The organism is Streptomyces sp. AB3(2024) (assembly GCF_041862025.1).
Taxonomy (GTDB): domain Bacteria; phylum Actinomycetota; class Actinomycetes; order Streptomycetales; family Streptomycetaceae; genus Streptomyces.
Map to the genome: position 1 here is coordinate 1 of NZ_JBGWAB010000023.1, position 22,572 is coordinate 22,572.

20 protein-coding genes are annotated in these 22,572 nt (G+C 71.9%); 10 read left to right on the forward strand and 10 right to left on the reverse strand.

The annotated features are described in order from the left end of the window. Positions 1–1,262 (reverse strand): AAA family ATPase (locus tag ACEPPI_RS12660; RefSeq protein WP_373915323.1); only part of this gene is annotated, 1,262 nt, incomplete at its 3' end. Between the two features lie 440 nt (positions 1,263–1,702). Here ACEPPI_RS12660 and ACEPPI_RS12665 point away from each other — a divergent pair. Then, positions 1,703–2,125, forward strand: a complete 423-nt coding sequence (locus tag ACEPPI_RS12665) for a DUF4344 domain-containing metallopeptidase (RefSeq protein WP_373915324.1) — start codon at positions 1,703–1,705, stop codon at positions 2,123–2,125. Here ACEPPI_RS12665 and ACEPPI_RS12670 read toward each other — a convergent pair. After that, positions 2,106–2,405, reverse strand: coding sequence for a hypothetical protein (locus ACEPPI_RS12670; protein ID WP_373915325.1), 300 nt, complete (start codon positions 2,403–2,405; stop codon positions 2,106–2,108). The genes ACEPPI_RS12665 and ACEPPI_RS12670 overlap by 20 nt on opposite strands. Positions 2,406–2,737: 332 nt before the next feature. Further along, entirely contained in the window at positions 2,738–3,094 is a 357-nt protein-coding gene (locus tag ACEPPI_RS12675; RefSeq protein ID WP_373915401.1) for a hypothetical protein, read from the reverse strand. Here ACEPPI_RS12675 and ACEPPI_RS12680 point away from each other — a divergent pair. Then, positions 2,984–3,241, forward strand: a complete 258-nt coding sequence (locus tag ACEPPI_RS12680) for an HNH endonuclease (protein WP_373915398.1) — start codon at positions 2,984–2,986, stop codon at positions 3,239–3,241. The two genes, ACEPPI_RS12675 and ACEPPI_RS12680, sit on opposite strands and share 111 nt — an antisense overlap. Before the next feature lie 40 nt (positions 3,242–3,281). On the opposite strand, the gene ACEPPI_RS12685 is transcribed toward ACEPPI_RS12680, so the two are convergent. Beyond that, a complete protein-coding gene (locus ACEPPI_RS12685; protein ID WP_373915326.1) occupies positions 3,282–3,848 on the reverse strand; it encodes a Uma2 family endonuclease in 567 nt (188 codons plus the stop codon). A gap of 197 nt (positions 3,849–4,045) precedes the next feature. Between ACEPPI_RS12685 and ACEPPI_RS12690 the strand changes: the two genes are divergently transcribed. The 6 genes from ACEPPI_RS12690 to ACEPPI_RS12715 all read left to right on the forward strand — a co-directional run bounded on the left by ACEPPI_RS12690 (position 4,046) and on the right by ACEPPI_RS12715 (position 13,982). Then, positions 4,046–6,097: a thioredoxin domain-containing protein gene (locus ACEPPI_RS12690; RefSeq protein ID WP_373915327.1), complete on the forward strand. Its 2,052-nt coding sequence runs from the start codon at positions 4,046–4,048 to the stop codon at positions 6,095–6,097. A gap of 240 nt (positions 6,098–6,337) precedes the next feature. Continuing rightward, the gene (locus ACEPPI_RS12695; RefSeq protein WP_373915328.1) at positions 6,338–7,627 is read left to right on the forward strand and encodes a glycosyltransferase; all 1,290 of its coding nucleotides are present in this window, start codon (positions 6,338–6,340) and stop codon (positions 7,625–7,627) included. Between the two features lie 101 nt (positions 7,628–7,728). Next, a complete protein-coding gene (locus ACEPPI_RS12700; protein ID WP_373915399.1) occupies positions 7,729–9,453 on the forward strand; it encodes an ArnT family glycosyltransferase in 1,725 nt (574 codons plus the stop codon). A gap of 6 nt (positions 9,454–9,459) precedes the next feature. Beyond that, positions 9,460–10,644 carry a glycosyltransferase gene (locus tag ACEPPI_RS12705; RefSeq protein ID WP_373915329.1) on the forward strand — a complete coding sequence of 395 codons (1,185 nt, stop codon included), beginning with the start codon at positions 9,460–9,462 and terminating at the stop codon, positions 10,642–10,644. 24 nt (positions 10,645–10,668) lie between these two features. Next, positions 10,669–13,089 carry a galactose oxidase-like domain-containing protein gene (locus ACEPPI_RS12710; RefSeq protein WP_373915330.1) on the forward strand — a complete coding sequence of 807 codons (2,421 nt, stop codon included), beginning with the start codon at positions 10,669–10,671 and terminating at the stop codon, positions 13,087–13,089. Between the two features lie 128 nt (positions 13,090–13,217). Further along, the gene (locus ACEPPI_RS12715) at positions 13,218–13,982 is read left to right on the forward strand and encodes a hypothetical protein (protein WP_373915331.1); all 765 of its coding nucleotides are present in this window, start codon (positions 13,218–13,220) and stop codon (positions 13,980–13,982) included. A gap of 9 nt (positions 13,983–13,991) precedes the next feature. On the opposite strand, the gene ACEPPI_RS12720 is transcribed toward ACEPPI_RS12715, so the two are convergent. Beyond that, entirely contained in the window at positions 13,992–14,687 is a 696-nt protein-coding gene (locus ACEPPI_RS12720; protein WP_373915332.1) for a hemolysin III family protein, read from the reverse strand. 220 nt (positions 14,688–14,907) lie between these two features. On the opposite strand from ACEPPI_RS12720, the gene ACEPPI_RS12725 reads away from it, so the two are divergent. After that, the gene (locus tag ACEPPI_RS12725) at positions 14,908–16,749 is read left to right on the forward strand and encodes a phosphoenolpyruvate carboxykinase (GTP) (RefSeq protein ID WP_373915333.1); all 1,842 of its coding nucleotides are present in this window, start codon (positions 14,908–14,910) and stop codon (positions 16,747–16,749) included. A gap of 69 nt (positions 16,750–16,818) precedes the next feature. Here the strand turns inward: ACEPPI_RS12725 and ACEPPI_RS12730 are convergent, their stop codons facing one another. From ACEPPI_RS12730 to ACEPPI_RS12745, 4 genes are read right to left on the reverse strand one after another with little or no spacing between them, the layout of a single operon-like run. Then, positions 16,819–17,454 carry a hypothetical protein gene (locus tag ACEPPI_RS12730; protein ID WP_373915334.1) on the reverse strand — a complete coding sequence of 212 codons (636 nt, stop codon included), beginning with the start codon at positions 17,452–17,454 and terminating at the stop codon, positions 16,819–16,821. Continuing rightward, on the reverse strand, positions 17,441–19,102 hold the full coding sequence (locus tag ACEPPI_RS12735) for a substrate-binding domain-containing protein (RefSeq protein WP_373915335.1): 1,662 nt from the start codon (positions 19,100–19,102) through the stop codon (positions 17,441–17,443). The genes ACEPPI_RS12730 and ACEPPI_RS12735 overlap by 14 nt, the downstream gene beginning before the upstream one ends. Beyond that, a complete protein-coding gene (locus ACEPPI_RS12740; RefSeq protein WP_373915336.1) occupies positions 19,099–20,283 on the reverse strand; it encodes a toxic anion resistance protein in 1,185 nt (394 codons plus the stop codon). Before ACEPPI_RS12740 ends, ACEPPI_RS12735 begins: the two co-directional genes overlap by 4 nt. Further along, a complete protein-coding gene (locus tag ACEPPI_RS12745; protein WP_373915337.1) occupies positions 20,280–21,380 on the reverse strand; it encodes a hypothetical protein in 1,101 nt (366 codons plus the stop codon). The genes ACEPPI_RS12740 and ACEPPI_RS12745 overlap by 4 nt, the downstream gene beginning before the upstream one ends. A 143-nt stretch (positions 21,381–21,523) precedes the next feature. On the opposite strand from ACEPPI_RS12745, the gene ACEPPI_RS12750 reads away from it, so the two are divergent. Then, entirely contained in the window at positions 21,524–21,931 is a 408-nt protein-coding gene (locus tag ACEPPI_RS12750) for a hypothetical protein (RefSeq protein WP_373915338.1), read from the forward strand. Between the two features lie 146 nt (positions 21,932–22,077). On the opposite strand, the gene ACEPPI_RS12755 is transcribed toward ACEPPI_RS12750, so the two are convergent. After that, positions 22,078–22,479: a hypothetical protein gene (locus ACEPPI_RS12755; RefSeq protein ID WP_371676928.1), complete on the reverse strand. Its 402-nt coding sequence runs from the start codon at positions 22,477–22,479 to the stop codon at positions 22,078–22,080. Positions 22,480–22,572 lie beyond the last annotated feature (93 nt).

Sequence of the window (22,572 nt, forward strand, 5' to 3'; positions counted from 1 at the left end):
GCCGGCGCCGCCCCGCCCGCCGCCCGCGCCCCGGCGGCCAGCACCTCGGCCGCCTCCGCACCGGCCAGCCGCACCACCGGCAGCTGGTGCACCCACGCCTGCAGGTCGTCCGGCAGCTCCAGCGGCTCCCGGGCCGTCACCAGCACCAGGCTCTCGGTCCGCTCCGGCACCACGGCCCGCACCTGCGCCACGTCCACCGCGTCGTCCAGCACCACCGTCACCGGGAACCCCTGGAGGTGCTGGTGGTACAGCTCGCCGAGCCGGCGCACCTGCTGTTCCGCCGTGGCCCCCTCCCGGAAGAGGAGCTGCTCGCGCGGGGCACCCAGCCGGTTCAGCAGGTGCAGCAGTGCCTCCCGCGTCGACAGCGGGGGCTCACCGGGAGCGGAACCCCCGCGCAGGTCGACCAGGCAGGCCCCGCGGAACTGGTCGCGCAGCGCGTGCGCCGCCCGCAGCGCCAGCGCGGTACGGCCCACCCCCGGCTCCCCGTGCAGCACCACCACGACGGGACGCGTCTCGGTACTGGCCCGACCGGCCTGCACCCACTGGGCGATCCGGGTCAGCTCCGCCCGTCGGCCCGTGAACAGGTCCCCGGCGTCCGGCAGCTGCGCGAACGACTGCTCCAGCATGCTGCGCCTGCGGGCCTCCGCACTGCGGTCCGCCCCGCGCAGCGGCTGCGCCGCCCCGGCCCCGACACCGCCCGCGGCCCCGCCCGCCGCACCGTTGCGGATGCCGCGCGGCGGGGTGCGCACCGCACGCTGCTGCTCCAGGAAGGGCCGTATCCCCCGTACCTCCAGCGCCGTCAGCCACTGGAGCCTCAGCTGTTCCGGCCCGCCGGGACGGCCCGCGGCCCCGGCCCGGCGGTTCGCGGCGGGCAGGTGCACGGCGGTCACCTTGGCCACCGTCGTCGCCGCCCCCGCGACGCCGACGACGATGCCCGCGCTGAGGGCCGTACCGGCGGAGACGCCGAAGGCCAGGTCCGCACCGGCCGCGGCGGCGGCCGCGACCGCCGTCACCAGCAGGGCCGTCGAGGTGTTCCCGCGCCGGAACGCCTCGCCGAGCGACTCCTCCCCGGCCGCGGCCTCGTCCAGGGCCGCCACGTACGCCCCGTACTCCTCGGCCGCCGCCGCGGCGAGCCCCTCCAGGGCCTCCCGTCCGCGCGCCATCAGGGCCTCGCGGCCGACCGGGGCGTCCGCCCGCCGGACCTCCTCCTCGACGGCCCGCACCAGCAGCCGTTCGGCCTCGACACGATGGCTGTCCCGCATCGGCGTCCTCCTCGGAGCGTTCCGTGCAACGTGGCCCAAGTGTGCGGCGGGACCATCGTGAGCGCGAGGAATCTGAGCTATTTCAGAGGGAGTTGACGACCCCTCGGTCACCCGAGTGCATATATGTACCCCGGGCCCGCGAACGCCCCCTGCGCTCGGCGGACAAGCCCACGACGCAGGCCGGCCACCCTCCTGTCCGCCCCGGCCTGCCAACACCCCCCACCGGCGCGGGGTTTCACGGTCCGCCACGAAGAACCCGCACCGGCCGACGCGGACGGCTCGCCCCTGCTGCGCACCCGGAAACCGGGCGAACGGGCCGCCGCCGCCCTCGAGGCCTACCTCGACCTCCCGGAACCGGTCACCGTCCTCGCGCTCCTGCGCCGCAGAGGGCGCGGGCCACGACCCGGACCACCCGCCGCATCGGGCTCTGCTGCGACGACGTGGTGCAGGAGCGGGAACTCCTCACGGACGAGGAGGCCGTCGCCGACGTCGTGACCGAGACCGTCCACCACGAAGCCGGCCACGCCCTCGCCGACGCCCTGGACCTGCCCTTCCCCTCGGCCCGCGCCGAGGAGGACGCCGCCGACCGGTTCGCCGCCCTCATGCTGATCCGCGAGGGGCCGGACGGCGAGCGGGCACTGCGGACCGCCGCCGAGGAGTACCTGCGGGCCGCCGCCGCCGACCCGGAGCCCGGCCCCGAACACGCCCCGCCCGCCGAACGCGCCGCCACCCACCTGTGCCTCCTGTACGGCGCCTCCCCGACCCGCCACCCCGACCTGTCCCCCCGAGCCCACACCTGCACCCCGGACTGGCCCACCACCCGCACCACCTGGACCGAAGCCCTCACCCCCTTCCTCCGCTGACGCCGGGACGGTCCGGCCGTACGGGCCGATCGGCCGAACCGGCGGCCCGCTGGCCCCGTCGCGGGGCGGGAGCCGGGCGGTGCGGCAGGATGGGCGTATGTCGAACCGCCTCGCGAGCGACGATTTCGGCGAGTCCGTCCATGGCGAGCTGGTGCCTGACAGCCTCGGTGATGTAGCCGGACAGGCCGCGGCGGCCGGTTCGAGATCGGAGCTCACTGACCAGATCTGCGGGCATGGACACGGAAATGTTCTCGGTGGTCCCGGCTCTGGGCGGCTTCACGCCTACAGCGTAAGAGGGCTTCTATTACACCGTGCAGGCTTTCGGCGTCCCCTGCCTGGCCGGCGAAGAGGGCAGGGGACGCAGAGTGCTGTTGCGGGCTGGTGAGGCCACGCGGGCTGACCCGCCGAACCTCGGCGTCGGGTCGAGTTCCGGCGCCGAGCCGTTCCGAGGAGGGAGGTCATCACGGTGAGGGCCGCTTTCCGGCGCTGCGGCTTCCGGGACCAGACCGCAGGGCAGACCATCCCGAAGAAGAAGAACGAACCCAGGATCAGGCTTGGGGCCGCCGACACCACGGCCACCTCCGGTGCCCAGGCCTACCGCTACGACGGGCTCTACACGACTGGTCCGAGCAAGGACTGGACGGACGGCGCGTGTGGCGATTCCGCCTCGTCCGGGAGGTGCCTGCCGAACAGGGTGTGGCAGACCTTGCACAACTCGAAGAAGCCGAGGGACCAGGCCTGGCCGGCGGTATGCGATCGCCCCTCCCGGTCCAGCGTGTTGTCCGCAGCACGGCCGTCGCCAACCTCGTCAAAAAGTTCCACGATTTCAGGTGCCAGGTCTGTGGTGTCCGCCTCCAGCTGAGGGACGGTCGCGCCTATGCCGAAGCGGCGCACATCCGCTCGTTGGGAAGTTCCCGCGGAGGTGCGGACACGATCGGCAACCTGCTGTGTCTGTGCGCCAACTGTCATGTGCTCATGGACGCGGCAATCCGGTGGATTGGTGGCCGTGGGGGCCGGATGCCTTCGAGGGGGCGCGGCGGCGGGCCTCACCCGCCTGGCCCCAGGAGAAGGTGGGACACCATCTTGGCGATCTTGGAGTCAGGTGGCTCTTCCTGAGTGCTCCGGAGCGTCGATAGCGGGGCGACTTCTCGGTTCCCTACAGGACCCCAAGATCGACCGAGACGGCGAAAGGCACGGTGGCCTTCACTGTGCCGGTGAACATCTCGCCTTCCCTGTAAGCCTTGGTGGCGGGATCGAGAACGTAGGTGTAGATGATCGGGACCCCGGTGGCGGCCTGCTCGACCCGCCAGTAGAAGGGGATGCCGGCCTTGGCGTACTGGTCCACCTTCACGATCCGGTCAGTGGTCTCCGAACCGGGCGATACGACCTCGACGACCAGGAGTACGTGCTCGGGGCGGGTGGGCGTGAGGTCGATGGTCTCCGCCCGGTAGACAATGACGTCCGGACGTCGGTTGGTGAGCGGAACGTCCTGCAGGCGGACGTCGAAGTCCGTGTCTGCGTTCCAGTCCGGGCCTGCGGCGGTGTCCAGGGTGTTTGCCAGGACTCGCGCCAGCCGATTGTGCCGTTTGGAGGCGCTCGGGCTCACGACGACCATCCCGTCCACGATCTCGATGCCGGCGCACTGCTCCTCGGACCAGGAGTCGTACTGTTCCGCACTGATCTGCGTATGCATCCACGCGGGCGCCACCATCTCGGCGGTCATCGTGTACCTCCTTCGAGGGGCCTCGACAGGTCCAGCGCTGCTGCGCCCAGCCTACTGTTCCGAGGTGTCGGGCCGCCGGACTCTGACGGGAATTGAGCCGCCCACCACGTGATGGCTCACAAGTGCAATTCGGCCAAGCGAGGCGGGCTCGCGAGGGTTTCGTCGGGCGCGGCGGGCGTTGTGAGAGGCTGGGCCTTATGAACCGGTTGGCTGGTGTGACCTCGCCTTATCTGCTTCAGCACGCTGACAATCCGGTCGACTGGTGGCCGTGGGAGCCGGAGGCCTTCGAGGAGGCGCGGCGGCGCAATGTGCCCGTTCTGCTGTCAGTCGGTTACTCTGCGTGCCACTGGTGTCATGTCATGGCGCACGAGTCCTTCGAGGACGAATCGACCGCCGCCTTCATGAACGAGCACTTCGTCAACGTCAAGGTGGACCGCGAGGAGCGGCCCGACATCGACGCCGTCTACATGGAGGCCGTGCAGGCCGCGACCGGGCAGGGTGGGTGGCCCATGACCGTGTTCCTGACGCCGGACGCCGAGCCCTTCTACTTCGGCACCTACTTCCCGCCCGAGCCCCGCCACGGGATGCCCTCCTTCACGCAGGTGCTCGAAGGCGTGCGGACCGCCTGGGTCGGCAGGCCCGAGGAGGTCGCCGAGGTCGCGCAGCGGATCGTACGGGACCTGGCCGGGCGGCAGTTGGACTACGGCAAGGCCGGCGTGCCCGGTCCCGAGGAGCTGGCCGGGGCGCTGCTCGGGCTGACGCGGGACTACGACGCCGTGCGCGGGGGCTTCGGCGGCGCGCCGAAGTTCCCGCCGTCCATGGTGCTGGAGTTCCTGCTGCGCCACCACGCCCGGACCGGCTCCGAGGGCGCCCTCCAGATGGCCGTCGACACCTGCGAGGCGATGGCCCGGGGCGGGATCTACGACCAGCTGGGCGGCGGGTTCGCCCGGTACTCCGTGGACCGGGAGTGGGTGGTGCCCCACTTCGAGAAGATGCTCTATGATAACGCGCTGCTCTGCCGCGTGTACGCCCACCTCTGGCGGGCCACCGGATCGGACCTCGCGCGCCGGGTCGCGCTGGAGACCGCCGATTTCATGGTCCGTGAACTGCGCACCGAGCAAGGCGGGTTCGCCTCCGCCCTCGACGCCGACAGCGAGGACCCGGTCAGCGGGAAGCACGTCGAGGGGGCCTACTACGCGTGGACCCCGGAGCAGTTCGCCGAGGTGCTCGGCGAGGCCGACGGGGCCCTGGCGCAGGCGTACTTCGGGGTGACGCCGGAGGGGACCTTCGAGCACGGGGCCTCGGTGCTGCAACTGCACCGGGACGGACCCGCCCTCGACGCGGAGCGCCTCGCCGGGATCAGGGAGCGGCTGCTCTCGGCCCGCGGGCGGCGCCCGGCGCCCGGCCGGGACGACAAGGTCGTCGCCGCCTGGAACGGGCTGGCCATCGCGGCGCTCGCCGAGTGCGGGGCGTACTTCGAGCGTCCGGACCTGGTCGAGAGGGCCACCGAGGCCGCCGACCTGCTCGTCCGGGTCCACATGGACGGTTCCGCCCGCCTGGCCCGCACCAGCCGCGACGGCCGGGTCGGCTCCAACGCCGGGGTGCTGGAGGACTACGGCGATGTCGCCGAGGGCTTCCTGACGCTGGCCTCCGTCACCGGTGAGGGGGTGTGGCTGGAGTTCGCCGGATTCCTCGTGGACCTGGTGATGGCCCGCTTCACCGCCGAGGACGGCTCGCTCTACGACACCGCGCACGACGCCGAGCGGCTGATCAGGCGGCCGCAGGACCCCACCGACACGGCCGCCCCCTCCGGCTGGACGGCCGCCGCCGGCGCGCTGCTCTCGTACGCCGCGCACACCGGTTCGCAGCCCCACCGCACGGCGGCCGAGCGGGCGCTGGGTGTGGTGCACGCCCTCGGGCCGCGCGCCCCGCGCTTCATCGGGCACGGCCTGGCGGTGGCGGAGGCGCTCGTGGACGGGCCGCGCGAGGTGGCCGTCGTGGGGCATCCGGACGATCCGGCGCGGGCCGCGCTGCACCGGACGGCGTTGCTGGGAACGGCTCCCGGGGCGGTGGTGGCGGTGGGTCTGCCGCGTGCGGCGGACGGGAGCGGCGGGGAGTTCCCCCTTCTGGCCGAGCGCACACTTGTTCGCGACCTTCCGGCGGCGTACGTGTGCCGACACTTCGTCTGCGCGCGTCCTACGACAGAACTGGTCGAATTGGCGGATCAGTTGGGCGCAGTTCGTCCCTGAAGTACCCGGAGTACCGTCAATTCCGGTTGTTGTACATCAACTCCGAAACGTGGTTTTTATCTGGGCGGCGCCTCCGCTTCACGTTCCCTGCCTAATCTCATGGCTTCGGGATTCGCCGAGCCGCGCACTGGGGGGTGCGCACGAGGGGGAAGCGGAGGCGGAGGGCCGGGGGGCCCGTGGTCCGCCTCCGGGGGGTTTTCGATCGCCGCCTGGGGTTGCGGCATGTCTGTGGGGGACAGTTTGTACACTTCTGTGTTCATTGCTGCCATTTCGCTGGCGCTCTTCTGGATGGCCGCCTTCACCCTGTGGTGGCAGATGCACGCGTGGCGCACGCCGGAGACGCTCGCGTCGACCCGGTTCGACCGCCCCGACGGCGGCGGCCGGCTGGCGTTCTCGCTGCTCCTGCCCGCCCGCCACGAGCAGGCGGTCCTGGAGCACACGATCGACCGGCTCCTCGAATCGAGCCACACCGACTACGAGATCATCGTGATCGTCGGCCACGACGACCCCGGGACGGCGGCCGTCGCCGAACGCGCCGCCGCCCGCGCACCCGAGCGCGTCCGCGTCGTCACCGACCACCACGAGGCGAAGAACAAGCCGAAGGCCCTCAACACCGCACTCCCGCACTGCCGGGGCGACATCGTGGGCGTCTTCGACGCCGAGGACCAGGTCCACCCGGAGCTCCTCGCCCACGTCGACCACGCCTTCCGGGCCACCGGGGCGGACGTGGTGCAGGGCGGCGTACAGCTGATCAACTTCCACTCCAGCTGGTACAGCCTGCGCAACTGCCTGGAGTACTTCTTCTGGTTCCGCTCCCGGCTCCACCTGCACGCCGAGAAGGGCTTCATCCCGCTCGGGGGCAACACCGTCTTCGTGCGCACCGAGGTGCTGCGCGAGGCGGGCGGCTGGGACCAGAACTGCCTCGCCGAGGACTGTGACCTGGGGGTGCGGCTCTCCTCCGTCGGCAAGAAGGTGGTCGTCGCCTACGACTCCGACATGGTCACCCGCGAGGAGACGCCGGGCTCGCTGATGAGCCTGCTCAAGCAGCGCACCCGCTGGAACCAGGGCTTCCTCCAGGTCTACCGGAAGAAGGACTGGCGGCAGCTGCCGGGCCGCGGCCAGCGCTGGCTGGCCCGCTACACGCTGATGACCCCCTTCATGCAGGCGGCCTCCGGAGTGATCATCCCGGTGAACTTCGCCGTCGCGCTCTTCCTCGACGTGCCGGTCGGCATCGCGATCATCACCTTCCTGCCCATGATCACCGCGCTGGTGACCTTCGTCTTCGAGATCGTCGGCCTCCACGACTTCGGCCGCCAGTACGGCCTGCGGGTCCGTTTCGTGCACTACGTCAAGCTCGTCGTCGGCGGCCCCTTCTACCAGGTGATGCTGGCCGGCGCCGCGATCCGCGCGGTCTGGCGCGAGCAGCGTGGCCGCAACGAGTGGGAACTGACCAGCCACACCGGCGCCCACCTGACCGGGGCGACGGCCTCCACCGCTTCCACCGCGATCCGAGAGGACAGCCACCGGTGACCGCCACCCTGCCCACGGCCACTGATCCCCAGCCTCAGCCCGGACCCGACGAAGCCGCCGCCGACGAAGCCGAAGCCTCGACCGCCGACGCCTCCGCCACCCTGCCCGTCCGCCCCCGGGCCGGCGCGGGCGCCACCTCCACCGCCACCGCCGCAGCCTCCACCTCCACCGCCGTCGAGCCCAGAGTCCCCGCCCAGCGCCGCCCCGCCCAGCGCCGCCCCGCCGGACCCGGCCCCGGCGGCGGCCTCGGCGTCCGTCCGCCCGCGCCCGCCCGGCCCCTGGCCCGCTTCCGTTCCTCCCGCCCCGACCTGCTGCTCTGCGCCACCCTGCTGCTGGCGATCCTCCTCGTCCAGGGCTGGAACATCACCCACTTCCCCACCCTGAGCGACGACGAGGGCACGTACCTCGCCCAGGCCTGGGCCGTCCAGCAGGGCAAGGGCCTCGCCCACTACACCTACTGGTACGACCACCCGCCGCTCGGCTGGATCCAGGTGGCCGGGCTGACGTACCTGCCCTCCCTCTTCGTGCCCGACTGGATGACGGTCGCGCCGATGCGGTTCTCGATGCTCGCCGTCTCCGGCGTCAGCTCGGTGCTGATCTACGTGCTCGCCCGCCGGCTCTGGCTGCCGCGCTGGGCGGCCGGACTCGCGATGGCCCTCTTCGGGCTCTCCCCGCTCTCCGTCGTGCTCCAGCGGGAGATCTTCCTCGACAACCTCGCCGTGATGTGGATGCTGCTGGCCTTCTGCCTCGCCGCGTCCCCCAGCCGCCACCTCTGGCACCACTTCGGCTCGGGCCTGGCCGCCGCCACAGCCGTCCTGACCAAGGAGACGATGCTGGTGGTGCTCCCGGCGCTGCTGGTGACGATGTGGCGCCACAGCCACCGCGACACCCGCAAGTTCGCCGTCACCGGAGCCATCACCGCCTGCGCCCTGATCGGGCTCTCGTACCCGCTGTACGCCCTGCTCAACGGCGAACTGCTGCCCGGCGCCGGACACGTCTCCCTCATCGACGGCATCACCTACCAGATGGGCCGCCCCGGCTCCGGATTCATCCTCGACCCCGGCTCCGGCTCGTACGGCGTGTTCCGGTCCTGGCTCTACTACGACACCGTCCTGCCGCTCGGCGGCCTCGCCGGCGCCGTCCTGCTGCTGGCCACCATCCGCTGGTCGGTCACCGCGAGGGCCCTGGCCGGACCGGCCCTGGCCGCCGTGATCCTCGCGCTCGTCGCCCTGCGGCCCTCCGGCTACCTGCCCGCCATGTACGTGATCCAGGCCCTGCCCTTCCTCGCCCTGGTCCTGGCCGCCGCGGCGGCCGGCGTCACCCACGCCGTCCTGCGCCGCCGCCGCACCCCGGGGGAGCGCCGCGCCCTGGTGGTCGCGCGCTGGGCGCTGACCGTCGTGCTCGCCGCCTGCGCCGCCGTCTACGTCCTGCCGCGCTGGTACGACGGCAACCGCACCGCTCTCACCGTCGACGCGAACGCCCCCTACCGGCAGGCCGCCGCCTGGCTCGGCACGGTCGCCGAACCGGCGAACACCCGCGTCCTCGTGGACGACGCCCTGTGGCTCGACGCTGTTCACCACGGTTTTGCACCCGGAACGGGCGCCATCTGGTTCTACAAGGCGGACCTCGACCCGGCCGTCACCAAGACCCTGCCGCGCGGGTGGCGGGACATCGACTACGTCGTCTCCTCGCCCACCGTGCGTCGTGATGCGGCGGACCTGCCCAACGTGAAGGCTGCACTGGAGCATTCGACCGCGGTCGCCGTCTTCGGTACGGGCGAGGACCGCGTCGAGATCCGCCGCACCGACCGCGAGAGTGGGAGCTGAACCACCATGAGCGAGGACGTGTGGCCCCCGCGCGCCGTGGACGCGCCGGAGGCCGCCGCGGGGGGGGCGCCCGCCCCCGGCAGCGTCACAGTGATCATCCCGACCTTCAACGAGGCGGCGAACGTGGGGGAGTTGCTGAGCAGGCTGCGCGCCTCGCTGCCCGCCGGAGCGCCCTGCGAGGTGCTCTTCGTCGACGACTCCACCGACGACACCCCGGCCGTGATCGAGAAGGCCGCCGCGGACTGCCCCTTCCCGGTGGCGGTCCTGCACCGGCAGGTCGCCGAGGGCGGCCTCGGCGGGGCCGTGGTCGAGGGCGTCAAGCGGGCCGGCTCCGAGTGGATCGTCGTCATGGACGCCGACCTCCAGCACCCTCCCCACCTCGTCCCCGAACTGGTCGGCGAGGGCACCCGCACCGGCGCCGACCTGGTCGTCGCCTCCCGCTACATCGTCGGCGGCAGCCGGGCGGGCCTCGCCGGGAGCTACCGCGTCGCCGTCTCGCGCGGCGCCACCTGGCTGGCCAAGGGCCTCTTCCCGCGCGCCCTGCGCGGGATCAGCGACCCGATGAGCGGTTTCTTCGCGATGCGCCGCTCCGCGGTGAGTGCCGACGCCCTCAAACCCCTCGGCTACAAGATCCTGCTGGAGCTGGCCGTCCGCTGCCGCCCCGCGAAGACCGCCGAGGTCCCCTTCGTCTTCCAGGACCGCTTCGCCGGGGAGTCCAAGTCCGGTGCCCGCGAGGGGATCCGCTTCCTCGCGCACCTGGCCGCCCTGCGCTCCGCGAGCCCGCTCGCCCGGATGATCGGCTTCGGCCTGATCGGCCTCTCCGGCTTCGCCCCGAACCTGCTGGCCCTGTGGCTCCTGACCCACGCCGGGGTGCAGTACCTGGCCGCCGAGGTCCTCGCCAACCAGGCCGGGGTGCTGTGGAACTTCCTCCTCATCGAGACCCTGCTCTTCCGCGACCGCCGTCGCCACCGCCACTGGGCGGACCGGATCGGCCGCTTCGCCCTCCTCGCCAACGCCGACCTGCTCCTTCGGATCCCGCTCATCGCGCTGTTCGTCGCCCGGCTCGGCCTCGGAGTCCTGCCCGCGACCGCCCTCGCGCTCGTGACCACCTTCGTCCTGCGCTTCGCCGCCACCGAAGCCCTCGTCTACCTGCCGCGCGGGCCACGTGCGGCGACCTCACGCAGGAGTTGAGACGCACCGAAAGGACACCCCCGCATGCAGAGGAAGATCCGACGGAGGTCAGGGCGCCGGGCCGCCCTCCTCGCCGTCGGGGCGATGACCGCCGGCCTGCTGCTCACCGCACCGCAGCAGGCCACGGCCGGACCGCCCAACCTGCTCACCAACCCCGGTTTCGAGACCGCCGGACCGGCCGGCACCGACATGCCCTCCTGCTGGGAGAAGTCCGGCTGGGGCGACAACGACTTCACCTTCGCCACCGTCGCCGACGCGCACGGCGGCACCAGGGCCATGAAGGTCTCCCTCACCCGCCGCGTCGACGGCGACCGCAAGGCCCTGGTCACCGAGAACGCCACCTGCGCCCCCACCATCACACCGGGCCGGCAGTACGACCTGTCCGCCTGGTACAAGTCGAACACCCCCGACGTCTCCGTGACCGTCTTCCGCCACGACACCACCGCCGGCTGGCAGTACTGGACCGACCTGCAGAACCCGCCGGTCAGCGCCGCGTGGGCGCGCACGCAGGTCCGTACGCCCACCGTCCCGCCGAACACCGACAAGATCACCTGGGGGCTGTCGGTCTACGGCGTCGGCACCCTCACCACCGACGACTACGCGGTGGAGGAGGTCGGGGCCGTCCCGCCCCAGCCCGCCTGCACGGGCACGCCCGACCAGTGCGCCAAGGGCAAATGGGAGGTGATGGCCGCCCAGAACCCCGTCCGCTCGATGCACGCCGTGGTCCTCAAGAACGGCAAGGTGCTGCTGATCGCGGGATCGGGCAACGACATATCCCAGTTCAACGCGGGGACCTTCACCTCCGCCGTGTACGACCCGGTGGCCGGCTCGGTCAGGACGATCCCGACGCCGGTGGACATGTTCTGCTCCGGGCACGTGCAACTGGCCGACGGCCGGGTTCTGGTGATGAGCGGCAACAAGGGGTACCCGTCCGCCGACGGCAAGATCGGCTACCAGGGGCTGAAGGACTCGTACGTCTTCGACCCGGTGACCGAGACGTACACGAAGACCAACGACATGAACGGCGGCCACTGGTACCCGTCCGCCACGATCCTCGGCAACGGCGACGTGATCTCCTTCGGCGGTCTGAAGGAGGACTCAACCGGCAACGTCACGGCGGAGAAGTTCTCGGCGGCGCAGAACGCGTGGCTGCCGATGAACCAGGTCAACCAGACCTGGTCGTACTGGGGCCTGTACCCCTCGATGATCCTCATGCAGGACGGCCGGCTCTTCTACTCCGGCAGCCACACCTTCGGCAACGGCACGACCGGATCCGGCTCCTCGATCTACGACTACGACGCCAACACCGTCACCGACGTTCCCGGGCTGCGCGGGAAGGACGCGCGGGACGAGTCGGCGAGCGTGCTGCTGCCGCCGGCCCAGGACCAGCGGGTGCTGACCATCGGCGGCGGCAACAACGAGACCAACCCGCCCGCGAACCGCCTCACCGACATCATCGACCTGAAGAAGCCGAGCCCCGGTTACACGGCGGGCCCGGACCTCCCGCAGGGCCTCGTCGACGTCGGCGCCGGCAAGCGCCCGCAGACCGGCGCCGAGGGCAAGATGTACGTGTCCGCCGTGCTGCTGCCCGACGGCAAGGTCCTGGAGACCGGCGGCGGGCTGCACGACCGGGCCGACCCGGTCTTCGAGGCCTCCTTCTTCGACCCCGCGAACAACACCTACCAGCCGGGCCTGGCCACCGACCCGATCCCGCGCACCTACCACTCGGGCGCCTTCCTGCTGCCCGACGGCCGGGTCATGTCGGTCGGGGACAACCCGGGCAACGGCACGTACAACCACGCGGTGTCGATCTACACCCCGCCGTACCTCTTCAAGGGCCCGCGTCCCCGGCTCACCTCGGTGATCGACACCGAGTGGGTCTACGGCGACACGCAGCGGATCACCGTCGACCGGCCGATCGTCAAGGCGGAACTGATCCGCCCGGCGGCCGTCACCCACTCCTCCGACCCCAACCAGCGGTTCGTGGACCTGCCCATGAGCGTCGTCAACAACACCACCATCGACCTCAACGTCACCAGCAACCCCAACCTGGCGCCGCCCGGCTGGTACATGCTCTTCGGCGTCGACGCGAACGGCGTCCCCTCGGTCGCCACCTGGGTCCACCTCGGCGGAGCCCCCGCGCTCGCGGCCGCACAGGGGCAGCAGCCGACCGCCCACGAGCACTCCTTCGCGAACGCACTGGCCGCCCCGAAGCCCAATCCCGGGCAGCGCGACGCCGCCCCGGTCGCCCCGACCGTGGCCGGCTGCGACCGCCATTACGGCACGACGAGCCTGTGCGTGCCGACGAACTTCCCGGCGGAGGTCGAGAAGACCACCCGGGCGCGCTGTGACTGGCTGGCCGCCCACCGGTTCCCCCAGCGGATGAAGGTCAACGGCAGCGACCCGCTGCGCCTGGACCCCGACGGCGACGGTCACGCCTGCTAGCAGGCCCCGCCGCCGGCCCCGGCCCCGCCCGCCCCCGTACCGGCCCGGTACGCGGGCGGTAGCGGGGGCGGCGCTGCCGGCCCGTCGCCCGGAATGCGGGTCCCGGTCCGCCGTGCGATAACGGCACCATGAAGCAGCTCCCGACGGCCACGGCCGCAGAGATCAAGATCAGCTTCGTCGGAGCGGAGGCCGGGGCCGCGTTCGACGCGCTGGAGCTCGACCGCGAGGAGGGCCGCTCGCGGGCCGTCCACTTCTGGGACCGGCCGGTGAAGTCGGCCGGCGGCGCGATCGCGCTGCCCCTGCTGGACCGGGGGCTCATCCTGCGCCTGCGCCGGGACGAGGCCGGACCGGGCTCCAAACACAAGGCGGACCTGACCGTCAAACTGCGCCCGTGCACCCCGCTGCCGCAGTCCTGGCAGGAGGAGCGCGAGGAGGAGCACTGGGAGTACCGGATCGAGGAGGACCGGGCCGGGCCCGACTTCGGCCCCGTCCTGGCGGCCTCGCTGGAGGCCGACCGGGAGTTCGACGAGGCCCTCGACGCCGAACGGGGCGCCCTCGGCGATCTGGTCACCAAGCCGCAACTGGAACTGCTGGAGGCGGCCGACGCGGACGGGGAGGACCTCGACGCCCTGACGGCGCTGGGCCCGGTGCACGCCGTCAAGTGGAAGCAGGACTGGGACGGGCTGCCCGGATCGGTGGCGATCGAGGAGTGGACCACCGACGGCGGACTGAGGTTCCTGGAGGTGTCGGTCCGCGCGGACGTCGCCGACGCGACCCGGGTCCAGGACCTCCTCGGGCAGGGCCTGCGCGTCCGCGGCCTCACCCCGCCGCGGACGGGGGAGACGAAGACCCGGGCCGTGCTGACCGCCCTCGCCCGCGACCTGCCGCGCTGACGCCGGCCGTCACCCCCGGTGCGAGTAGGCGGCCAGGGAGATGCCGACGTAGTGGGCCACGAAGGCCGCGAGCGTCAGCGAGTGGAAGACCTCGTGGAAGCCGAAGAAGCGGGGGGAGGGGTTGGGCCGCTTGATGCCGTAGATCACGCCGCCCACGCTGTAGAGCAGTCCGCCCACGATCACCAGGACCAGGACCGCGATGCCGCCGGTGCGCAGGAAGTCGGGCAGGAAGAAGACCGCGGCCCAGCCCATCGCGATGTAGCAGGGGGTGTAGAGCCAGCGCGGTGCGCCGACCCAGAAGACGCGGAAGGCGATCCCGGCGGCCGCCGCGATCCACACCGCCCACAGCAGGGTCCGCCCGGTGGAGTCCGGCAGGAGCAGGACGGTGAGCGGGGTGTAGGTGCCCGCGATGATCAGGAAGATGTTGGCGTGGTCGAGGCGGCGCAGGATCGCTTCGCCGCGCGGCCCCCACGTACCGCGGTGGTAGACGGCACTGACGCCGAAGAGCAGGCAGGCCGTGAGGACGTACACGCCGCAGGCCACGCGTGCCCTGGTGGAGTCGGTGAAGGCCATCAGCACCAGGCCCGCGACCACCACGGCCGGGAACATTCCGGTGTGCAGCCAGCCCCGCATCAGGGGCTTGGCCTCGGTCTCCACCCCCGGCGCTGCCGGTGAGGCCGCTACGGCGGCGGCGTCAGAAGTCATGGTCCACATGCTACCTACGGGTCCGTAGGTTCCCGGTAGCGCTCTTTACGGAAGATTGACGGACGTGTCGATGCTCACGTGAGAGGCCCTCTGGACATATGCGCACATCCACCGGATGATCAGATGAGTGCGGTCGGCACCGGATGAGCGGAGCGCGAAGCATCCGGGTCGCAGCCCCCACGGGGCATACACCAAACAAACCCCTCAACAAGGAGCAATCGTGGCGCGCGACAACGCGGCTCCCACTTCCGGTTCGACCCTCCCCACTCAGCATTCGGAGCTCGTCTCCTGGGTGGACGAGATCGCAGCCCTCACCCAGCCGGACCGCGTCGTCTGGTGCGACGGCTCCGAGGCCGAGTACGAGCGCCTGTGCGAGGAGCTCGTCTCCAAGGGAACGTTCAAGAAGCTGGACGAGGCCAAGCGCCCGAATTCCTACTACGCCGCCTCCGACCCCTCCGACGTCGCGCGCGTCGAGGACCGGACCTTCATCTGCTCCGAGAAGGCGGAGGACGCGGGCCCCACGAACCACTGGAAGGCCCCTTCCGAGATGAAGGAGATCTTCAGCGGGGAGCAGGGCATATTCCGCGGCTCCATGAAGGGCCGCACGATGTACGTCGTGCCCTTCTGCATGGGCCCCCTCGGCTCCGAGCTCTCCGCGATCGGCGTCGAGATCACCGACTCCGCCTACGTCGCGGTCGCCATGCGCACCATGACCCGCATGGGCAAGGCCGTCCTCGACGAGCTCGGCACCGACGGCTTCTTCGTCAAGGCCGTCCACACCCTCGGCGCCCCGCTCACCGAGGGCCAGGAGGACGTGCCGTGGCCGTGCAACAGCACCAAGTACATCTCGCACTTCCCCGAGACCCGCGAGATCTGGTCCTTCGGCTCCGGCTACGGCGGCAACGCCCTGCTCGGCAAGAAGTGCTACGCGCTGCGCATCGCCTCCGTCATGGCGCGTGACGAGGGCTGGCTCGCCGAGCACATGCTGGTGCTCAAGCTCACCCCGCCGCAGGGCGAGGGCGAAGCGAAGTACGTGGCGGCCGCGTTCCCGTCGGCCTGCGGCAAGACCAACCTCGCCATGCTGGAGCCGACCATCCCCGGCTGGACGGTCGAGACCATCGGCGACGACATCGCCTGGATGCGCTTCGGCGAGGACGGCCGCCTCTACGCGATCAACCCCGAGGCCGGCTTCTTCGGCGTCGCCCCCGGCACCGGCGAGCACACCAACGCCAACGCCATGAAGACCATGTACGCCAACACCGTCTTCACCAACGTCGCGCTCACCCCCGACGGCTCTGACGTCTGGTGGGAGGGCATGACCGAAGAGGCGCCCGCCCACCTGATCGACTGGAAGGGCAACGCCTGGACCCCGGAGTCGGGGACCCCGGCCGCGCACCCCAACGCCCGCTTCGCCGTCCCGGCCTCGCAGTGCCCGACGATCGCCCCCGAGTGGGAGGACCCCAAGGGCGTCCCGATCTCCGCGATCCTCTTCGGCGGCCGCCGCGCCTCCGCCGTCCCGCTGGTCACCGAGTCCTTCGACTGGAACCACGGCGTCTTCATCGGCTCGAACATCGCCTCCGAGAAGACCGCCGCCGCCGAGGGCAAGGTCGGCGAACTGCGCCGCGACCCCTTCGCGATGCTGCCCTTCTGCGGCTACAACATGGGCGACTACATGGCCCACTGGGTCAAGGTCGCGGCCGACAAGGACCAGGCCAAGCTCCCGAAGATCTACTACGTGAACTGGTTCCGCAAGAACGACGCGGGCAAGTTCGTGTGGCCCGGCTTCGGCGAGAACAGCCGCGTCCTGAAGTGGATCGTCGGCCGCCTCGACGGCACCGCCGAGGGCGTGGAGACCGCCATCGGCGTCCTGCCGACCAAGGACTCCCTCGACCTGGACGGCCTCGACCTTCCGGCCGAGGACCTGGACTTCCTCCTCACGGTCGACAAGGAGGTCTGGCGCGAGGAGGCCGCCCTGGTCCCCGAGCACCTGAACACCTACGGCGACCACACCCCCAAGGAGCTGTGGGACCAGTACCACGCGCTCGTCGAGCGCCTGGGCTAGTCCCCGGCCCCACCCCCAAGAACCGAGGCCGGCTGTCCCCGGCCGAGGGCTGACGCGGGATTCCCCGACCTAGGACTCCCTGCGACCTTCCAAATAGGTCGTGTGCGTCTGCTGACGGCGGGCCTCCACATCGTGGAGGCCCGCCGTCACGCGTTCCGCCTCCTCGAACAGCACCGACAGCTGCCGCTCCAGGTGCCGCTCCGGAGATTCCCCGCCCGGCGTCAGCCGGGTCCACCAGCGGGTCCGGTTGTACGTGTCCACGCACTCCGGCACGTCCAGCCGGATCGCCCGCGACAGCGTGTGCACCGCCTCCGGTTCCGTGGCCAGCACGTCGGCCACCCAGCCCGCATCGAGCAGCGCCGCGTACAGGTCCAGCAGCTCGCTCAGCTTGCCCTCGGCGGCCGGCGGGAGCTCCACCTCCGCCACGTACTCCCGGAGCCGGCCCAGGTCCTCCCGTACGACGCCCAACTGCTCGGCCGGATCCGGGAAGTACGGGGAGTCGATCCGAGCCGGCGGAGCGATCAGCGCGCCCGCCGCGTACAGGCCCGCGACCACCACCGGCCAGTACGCACCCGCCACCCCGGCCAGCGTCAGCCCCAGCCCGATCAGCCCGCCGACGCCGCCCGCCAGGTTCTTGCCCGACTCCAGGTACCCCAGCACCCGGGCCCCGGCGGTCGCGCCGCCGGACGCTCTACTGGTAGCCACGGATCTCCTCGAAGGCGCCGTCCAGCGAACCGTTCCCGTCGGTGGCGTCGAAGAGACGCCCGCCGGTCACATCCGTGATGTGCGTGAGCTCCTTGCGGTCCGAGTCCCCGAACAGCACCGCGAAGACCGGAGTGTGCTTCTGCCCTTCCGGCAGCCCCGCGTAGAAGGAGTCGAAATCCTGCACCCTGTCCCCGCTCTGCCCGTCCGTCATGAGCACGATCGAGGTGAACGCGTCCGCGTTCCCCTGCCCCAGGTGCTGGTACGCGGCCTTCAGACTCCCGTACACGGCCGTGCCCCCCTCCGGTCGGAGGGACCCCACGTCACCCCGGATCGCCTCCAGGGCCGGCCCCGGGTTCCCCGGTTCGACGACGTGCGTCAGCACCTGCTTCACCTTGTCACCGAAGGGCAGCAGAGTCACCTCCTCGCGGTCCCTGAAACGCTCGCCCGTCCCCGAACTCCCGCTCCCCGTAAGGTCGGTGAGAGCCGCCTTCAGCCGGCCGATCCGGTCCTGCTCCGCCATGGAACCCGAGGTGTCCAGCACGTACACCGTGCGCGACGGCCGCCGCAGCTCGTTCTCGTACGAGGCCAGCAGGCCGTCCGCCACCGACCGCGAGCCCGGGAACGGCAGCTCGCGCCGCCGCTCCCCGTCCAGCCCGGCCGCCGGGGTCACCCCGGCCGCCACCGGCCGTCGGAAGGTCTTCTCCGTGATGGCCTTCTGCGCGGCGTCGCCCCGCAGGTACTCCGTCAGCAGCCGGCCCGACTCGCGCGCGCCGGACGGGGCGGAGGTCAGCAGCGTCAGCGGATAGTGCGCCGTCACCACCCCGTCCTTCGGCCGGATCACCGTCAGCGGCTCCTTCGCCCGGTCGTTCATCGACAGCATCACCGACTCGTAGTTGACCAGCGCGTCCACGTCGCCGCGCTTCGCGTACGCCGTCACCAGCCAGCCCGAGGAACCCGAGGTCAGCTTCTGCCCCTTGAAGAACTCCCGCAGCCTCGGCTGCGCCGTGCGCACGTCGGCGTCGGTCAGCGCCGACTGCGCGCCCGACAGGCCCGAGGCCACCGACACCAGCGCGGAGAAACCGGAGTTGGAGTGCACCGGATCCGTCATCCCGTACGTCAGCTTCCCGGCCGCGACGGCCTCCTCGACCGCCGACCAGGTCACCTCCTGCGGTTTCCAGCCCAGCCGGGCCAGCGCCTGCGGCTTCACCCCGACCGCCACCGGCGAGGACATCACCGGCGTCTCGTTGGCCAGCTTCGACGCTGCCTCCGGCCGCAGCCGCAGGTAGTCGTTGGACGACAGCCAGATCGCGTCGTACTTTCCGTCCGCCTTGCCGGAGGCCACCTGCTCCGCCGCGTCCAGCGTCCCCGACCAGGTGAAGTCGACCGAGACGCCGGTCGCGGCCTTCGCCGCCTTGAGCACCGGCTCCATGTCGGTGAGCTCGCTGGAGGCCAGCACCCGCAGCCTGCCCTCCTTGTACTCCTGCTGCTTCGGCCCGCGACCCGATGACCCCGAGGCCCCCGACGACCCCGAGCCGCCGGAAGCCGCCGACGGACCGTCGGAGGTGCAGCCGGCCGCCCCCAGCAGCGTCGCGGCCAGGGCGACGGCCGCCATCAGCCGCGCGCGCGTGCGCGCCGTACGGGCACTCATCGCTCTCCGCCTTCCAGGGCGCCCGCGGTCCGCGTCCGGGCCAGGTGCTCCGAAGCGGACCGGAGCTCACCCGTCAGGGACTCCACCGTCGCCGCCATGTTCTGCGTGGCCTGCACCTTGAAGGAGTCGATCGCGTCGAGGGTCTTGTAGATCTGTGCGAACGCCGTCCGCAGCGTCTCCGCCCCCACCGCCGGGTCCGCCGCGATCCGCTGGATCTCCCCGCTCTGGGTGGCCAGCATCTCCGCGTTCCCCCGGATCAGCTCCTCCGTCGTCCCCTTCAGCGCGTTCACCTGCTGGACCACCGTGCGCTGGTGGTCCAGCGCCGCGGCCAGCATCACCGCGATCCGCAGCGCCGACACCGTGGTCGTCGCGGCCCGGTCGACGCCCTTGATCAGCTCGTCGTTGTTGCGGCGCACCACGTCCATCGCCAGATAGCCCTGGGCGCAGACCGCCAGCTGCGTCAGCAGGTCCTGGTGCTTCTGCCGCACCGGGAACAGCACGTCCGCACGCATCGCGTCCGCTGCCTGCGGATCCGTCCGCTCCGTCTCGGCGATCCGCTGCTCGACGACGCCGTCCAGCGCCTCCGTGAGCACCGCGTACTCCTGGAGCCGGCCCATGGTCTCCCACAGCCGGGCCCGCTCGGTGTGCAGGGCGGCGTTGTCGCGGCGCAGCTCGTCCTGACCGCCGCGCAGCGCGCCGACGATCCGGTTGAGGGTGGCCTGCGAGGAGGCGTACTTGGCCACGTGGTCGCGCAGCCGGTTCCCGCCGGGCAGCTTCGCGAGCAGCCGGCGGGCCCCCTTGGCGGGCGCGTCCCGCGGGTCGAGGTCCTCGACGGTGCGCCGCAGCTCGACGAGCGAGCCGGCGACCCGGCCCGGCGCGTCGCCGCCCTCGGTGCCGAGCGAGCGCACGGCCCGGTCCAGCATCCGGTTCGACTGCTGGGCGGCGTCGCGCATGTCGGCCGACCCCAGCGCGGCGATCTCGCCGATCCGGGTGGCGAACTCGGGGGAGCGGACGTCGATCGCGGCGAGCTGGCCGACGTACTCCCCGGCCCGGCGGTTCATCTCCTCGCGCACCCCGTCCTCCAGCGGGACCAGCCCGGAGGCCTGCTCCCGGCGGACGGGGGCGACGGGCTCCGGTGCGGTGAGGACGAGCGGGGCGTCCTCGGGCGGTGTCAGTGTCATGGCGTGTCCCCCTGCCCCTTGGCGCGTGCGGCCAGCGCCATCAGGACCTTGACGGTCGGTGCGCCGACCTGGCGGATCCCGGTCAGCCCCGGATTGAGGTAGCCCGGGTACGGCGCGGTCGCGGCGGTGAACTCGGCGACGCCCTCCTGCGGGCGGAAGCCGTGGCGTACGGCCAGCTCGCGCAGCTTCGGATCGGTGGCGAGGAGGGTGCCGAGCTCCTTGGCCTTCTCGCTGATCGGTACGAAGGTGTGCGGGGAGTTGACGGTGGTGTCCGGGTACAGCACCACCATGTCGGCGGCCTCCCCGGTGGCCTGCTTCTGGATCAGGAGCGAGGCCACCTGGGACTCGTAGGCGAGGATCAGCGGCTCGCCGCTGCCGCTGATGAACGCCCGGAAGGGGTCGTCGGTACTGGGCTCCAGAGCCCCCTGGACCGAGATCAGCTTGCGGAGCAGGGGTGCGGTACGGGCGATCCCGGCGTCGTCGGAGACGACGGTGCCGCCGTTGGCGACGTTGGAGGTGGCGGCGATGAACAGGGCGCCGGAATTGGAGGTGGCGGGGTCGGTCGTCTTGACGAAGACCCGTCCGGCCAGCTCGGCGAAGGCGTTCGCCCCCGTCAGCTGCTGCCAGTTGCGGTCCTCCTCGGCGGCCTTCAGGTAGGGCCCCATCAGCAGGGTGCCGGAGTTCTTCCCCGACATCCTCGCGAGCCCGTTGTCGGCGAGCACCTTGGCCGCGTTGGCGCGGGCGATCACGACGAGGGGGGAGAAGAAGGGCTTGGTGGTCTGCGCGCCCTTGACCCCGGCCGCGGCCTCGATCTCCTGTGCCGGCTCACTGCTGCTGGGGAAGGCGAAGTCGTACTCCTTGAGGGCGAGCTGGTCCATGGCCCAGGAGCCCGATGTCTCGGTCTTGACGGTGTAGCCCTTGGCCGCGAGGGCCTTGGTGACGTCGGGGTCGCGGAAGAACTCGGACTTCTCCGACCCGATGACGCCGCGCACGCTCTTCGTTGGCGTGCGGTCTGGCCCTTGGCCCCCGATGACGATGACGGCGATCACGCCGCCGATCAGGAGGACCGCCAGAGCGATTCCCAGGATGCGTCTCACGGGTGCAGCGTGCTCGCGGAAACCCACATTCCGCGGCGGGTCCGGTGAACGCCGGGTGGCCAGGCGGTCCCACTTCGAAATGCTGTGTGGGCCCGTGGGTGCTGGTGGGCCGGGCGGGGGCCGAGGAGGATCGTGCCATGGGCGTGAGCGCGTTGAAGTGGCAGGGCTGGCTCGTGGGCCTGGTGGGACTGGCGGGCCTGCTGGTGTTCGCCCCCCTGGGCCTCTACGTATGGGCCAGCGGCGGCGACGGCCCCGCCGCGGCCCCGCCCCCGCCGGACGTACGGGTCACCGCCTGCCGCGTCGACCCCGCGAGCCGGCGCGTGGTGGCGACGGTGGAGGCACGGGGCACGGGCTCCTACGTCGTCACGGTCGAGTTCCGCGACCGCGAACCCCCCGCCCCCGACGCCCGCACGGCCCGCGCCCTGATCGGCGTCCCGGGCCTCAGCCCGGCCGCCCCGGCCCAGTCCGAGGCCATCGGCCCGGTCTGGCCCCCGTCCACGGCCCCGTGGTGCGGGATCGCCGGGGTGACGCCGGCGCCGCCGTCCCGCTGAGCCCGGGGCGGAGTTCCGGTACGGACGGCGGCGGGAGCGCCCGCGTCGAAGGAAAGGGCGGGCCCGCGCCACGCATACGCGTGCACGGGCCCGCCCCGGAATCGTGGCACCCGGTCCGGAGCCTCCGCGGCCCCGGACCGGGGCCGTCAGTGGGCGCCGGCCAGGTCGACGGAGTCGAGGGCGGCGGCGTGCGCGTCCATGCGCTCGGCGGCGAGGATCGCGGCGGCGGTGTCGGCACGGGACGCGGCGACGAGGAGGGCGCGGGCGGCGAGGTCGTGGGCGCGCCGGTGCAGCACCGCCGGGTCCTCGTCGGAGGCCCCCGCGGCGCGGGCCGGGCGGGCCCCGCGCAGACGGGTCACCTGGGCGGCGATCTGCTCGGCGGCCTCGTCGAGCGCGAGCTCGTCGGTCAGGGTGAGCAGGGCCGACAGGTGTCCGGCGAGCTGGATGTCCAGCTCCTCGCCACGGCTGCGGCGCGGGTAGTCGGATGCGCCGTGGTGGCCGCCCTCGCGATGGTGGACGACCGGCTTCGTGCGGATCGGCTCGTACATGAGGAGGCCTCCTGCTGGGTCAGGAGACCATCCTACATTGGAACTGGTCTAAAGTTGAGTTGAATCCTGGTGGAGTGTGGGTGGAACACCCTC

What these genes read in the sequence shown, in the direction of transcription:
- ACEPPI_RS12675 (WP_373915401.1), bottom strand. Translation starts at nt 3,094, where the DNA reads ATGACAGTTGGCGCACAGACACAGCAGGTTGCCGATCGTGTCCGCACC.
- ACEPPI_RS12685 (WP_373915326.1), bottom strand. Translation starts at nt 3,848, where the DNA reads ATGACCGCCGAGATGGTGGCGCCCGCGTGGATGCATACGCAGATCAGT.
- ACEPPI_RS12690 (WP_373915327.1), top strand. Translation starts at nt 4,046, where the DNA reads ATGAACCGGTTGGCTGGTGTGACCTCGCCTTATCTGCTTCAGCACGCT.
- ACEPPI_RS12705 (WP_373915329.1), top strand. Translation starts at nt 9,460, where the DNA reads ATGAGCGAGGACGTGTGGCCCCCGCGCGCCGTGGACGCGCCGGAGGCC.
- ACEPPI_RS12710 (WP_373915330.1), top strand. Translation starts at nt 10,669, where the DNA reads ATGCAGAGGAAGATCCGACGGAGGTCAGGGCGCCGGGCCGCCCTCCTC.
- ACEPPI_RS12715 (WP_373915331.1), top strand. Translation starts at nt 13,218, where the DNA reads ATGAAGCAGCTCCCGACGGCCACGGCCGCAGAGATCAAGATCAGCTTC.
- ACEPPI_RS12720 (WP_373915332.1), bottom strand. Translation starts at nt 14,687, where the DNA reads ATGACTTCTGACGCCGCCGCCGTAGCGGCCTCACCGGCAGCGCCGGGG.
- ACEPPI_RS12735 (WP_373915335.1), bottom strand. Translation starts at nt 19,102, where the DNA reads ATGAGTGCCCGTACGGCGCGCACGCGCGCGCGGCTGATGGCGGCCGTC.
- ACEPPI_RS12740 (WP_373915336.1), bottom strand. Translation starts at nt 20,283, where the DNA reads ATGACACTGACACCGCCCGAGGACGCCCCGCTCGTCCTCACCGCACCG.
- ACEPPI_RS12755 (WP_371676928.1), bottom strand. Translation starts at nt 22,479, where the DNA reads ATGTACGAGCCGATCCGCACGAAGCCGGTCGTCCACCATCGCGAGGGC.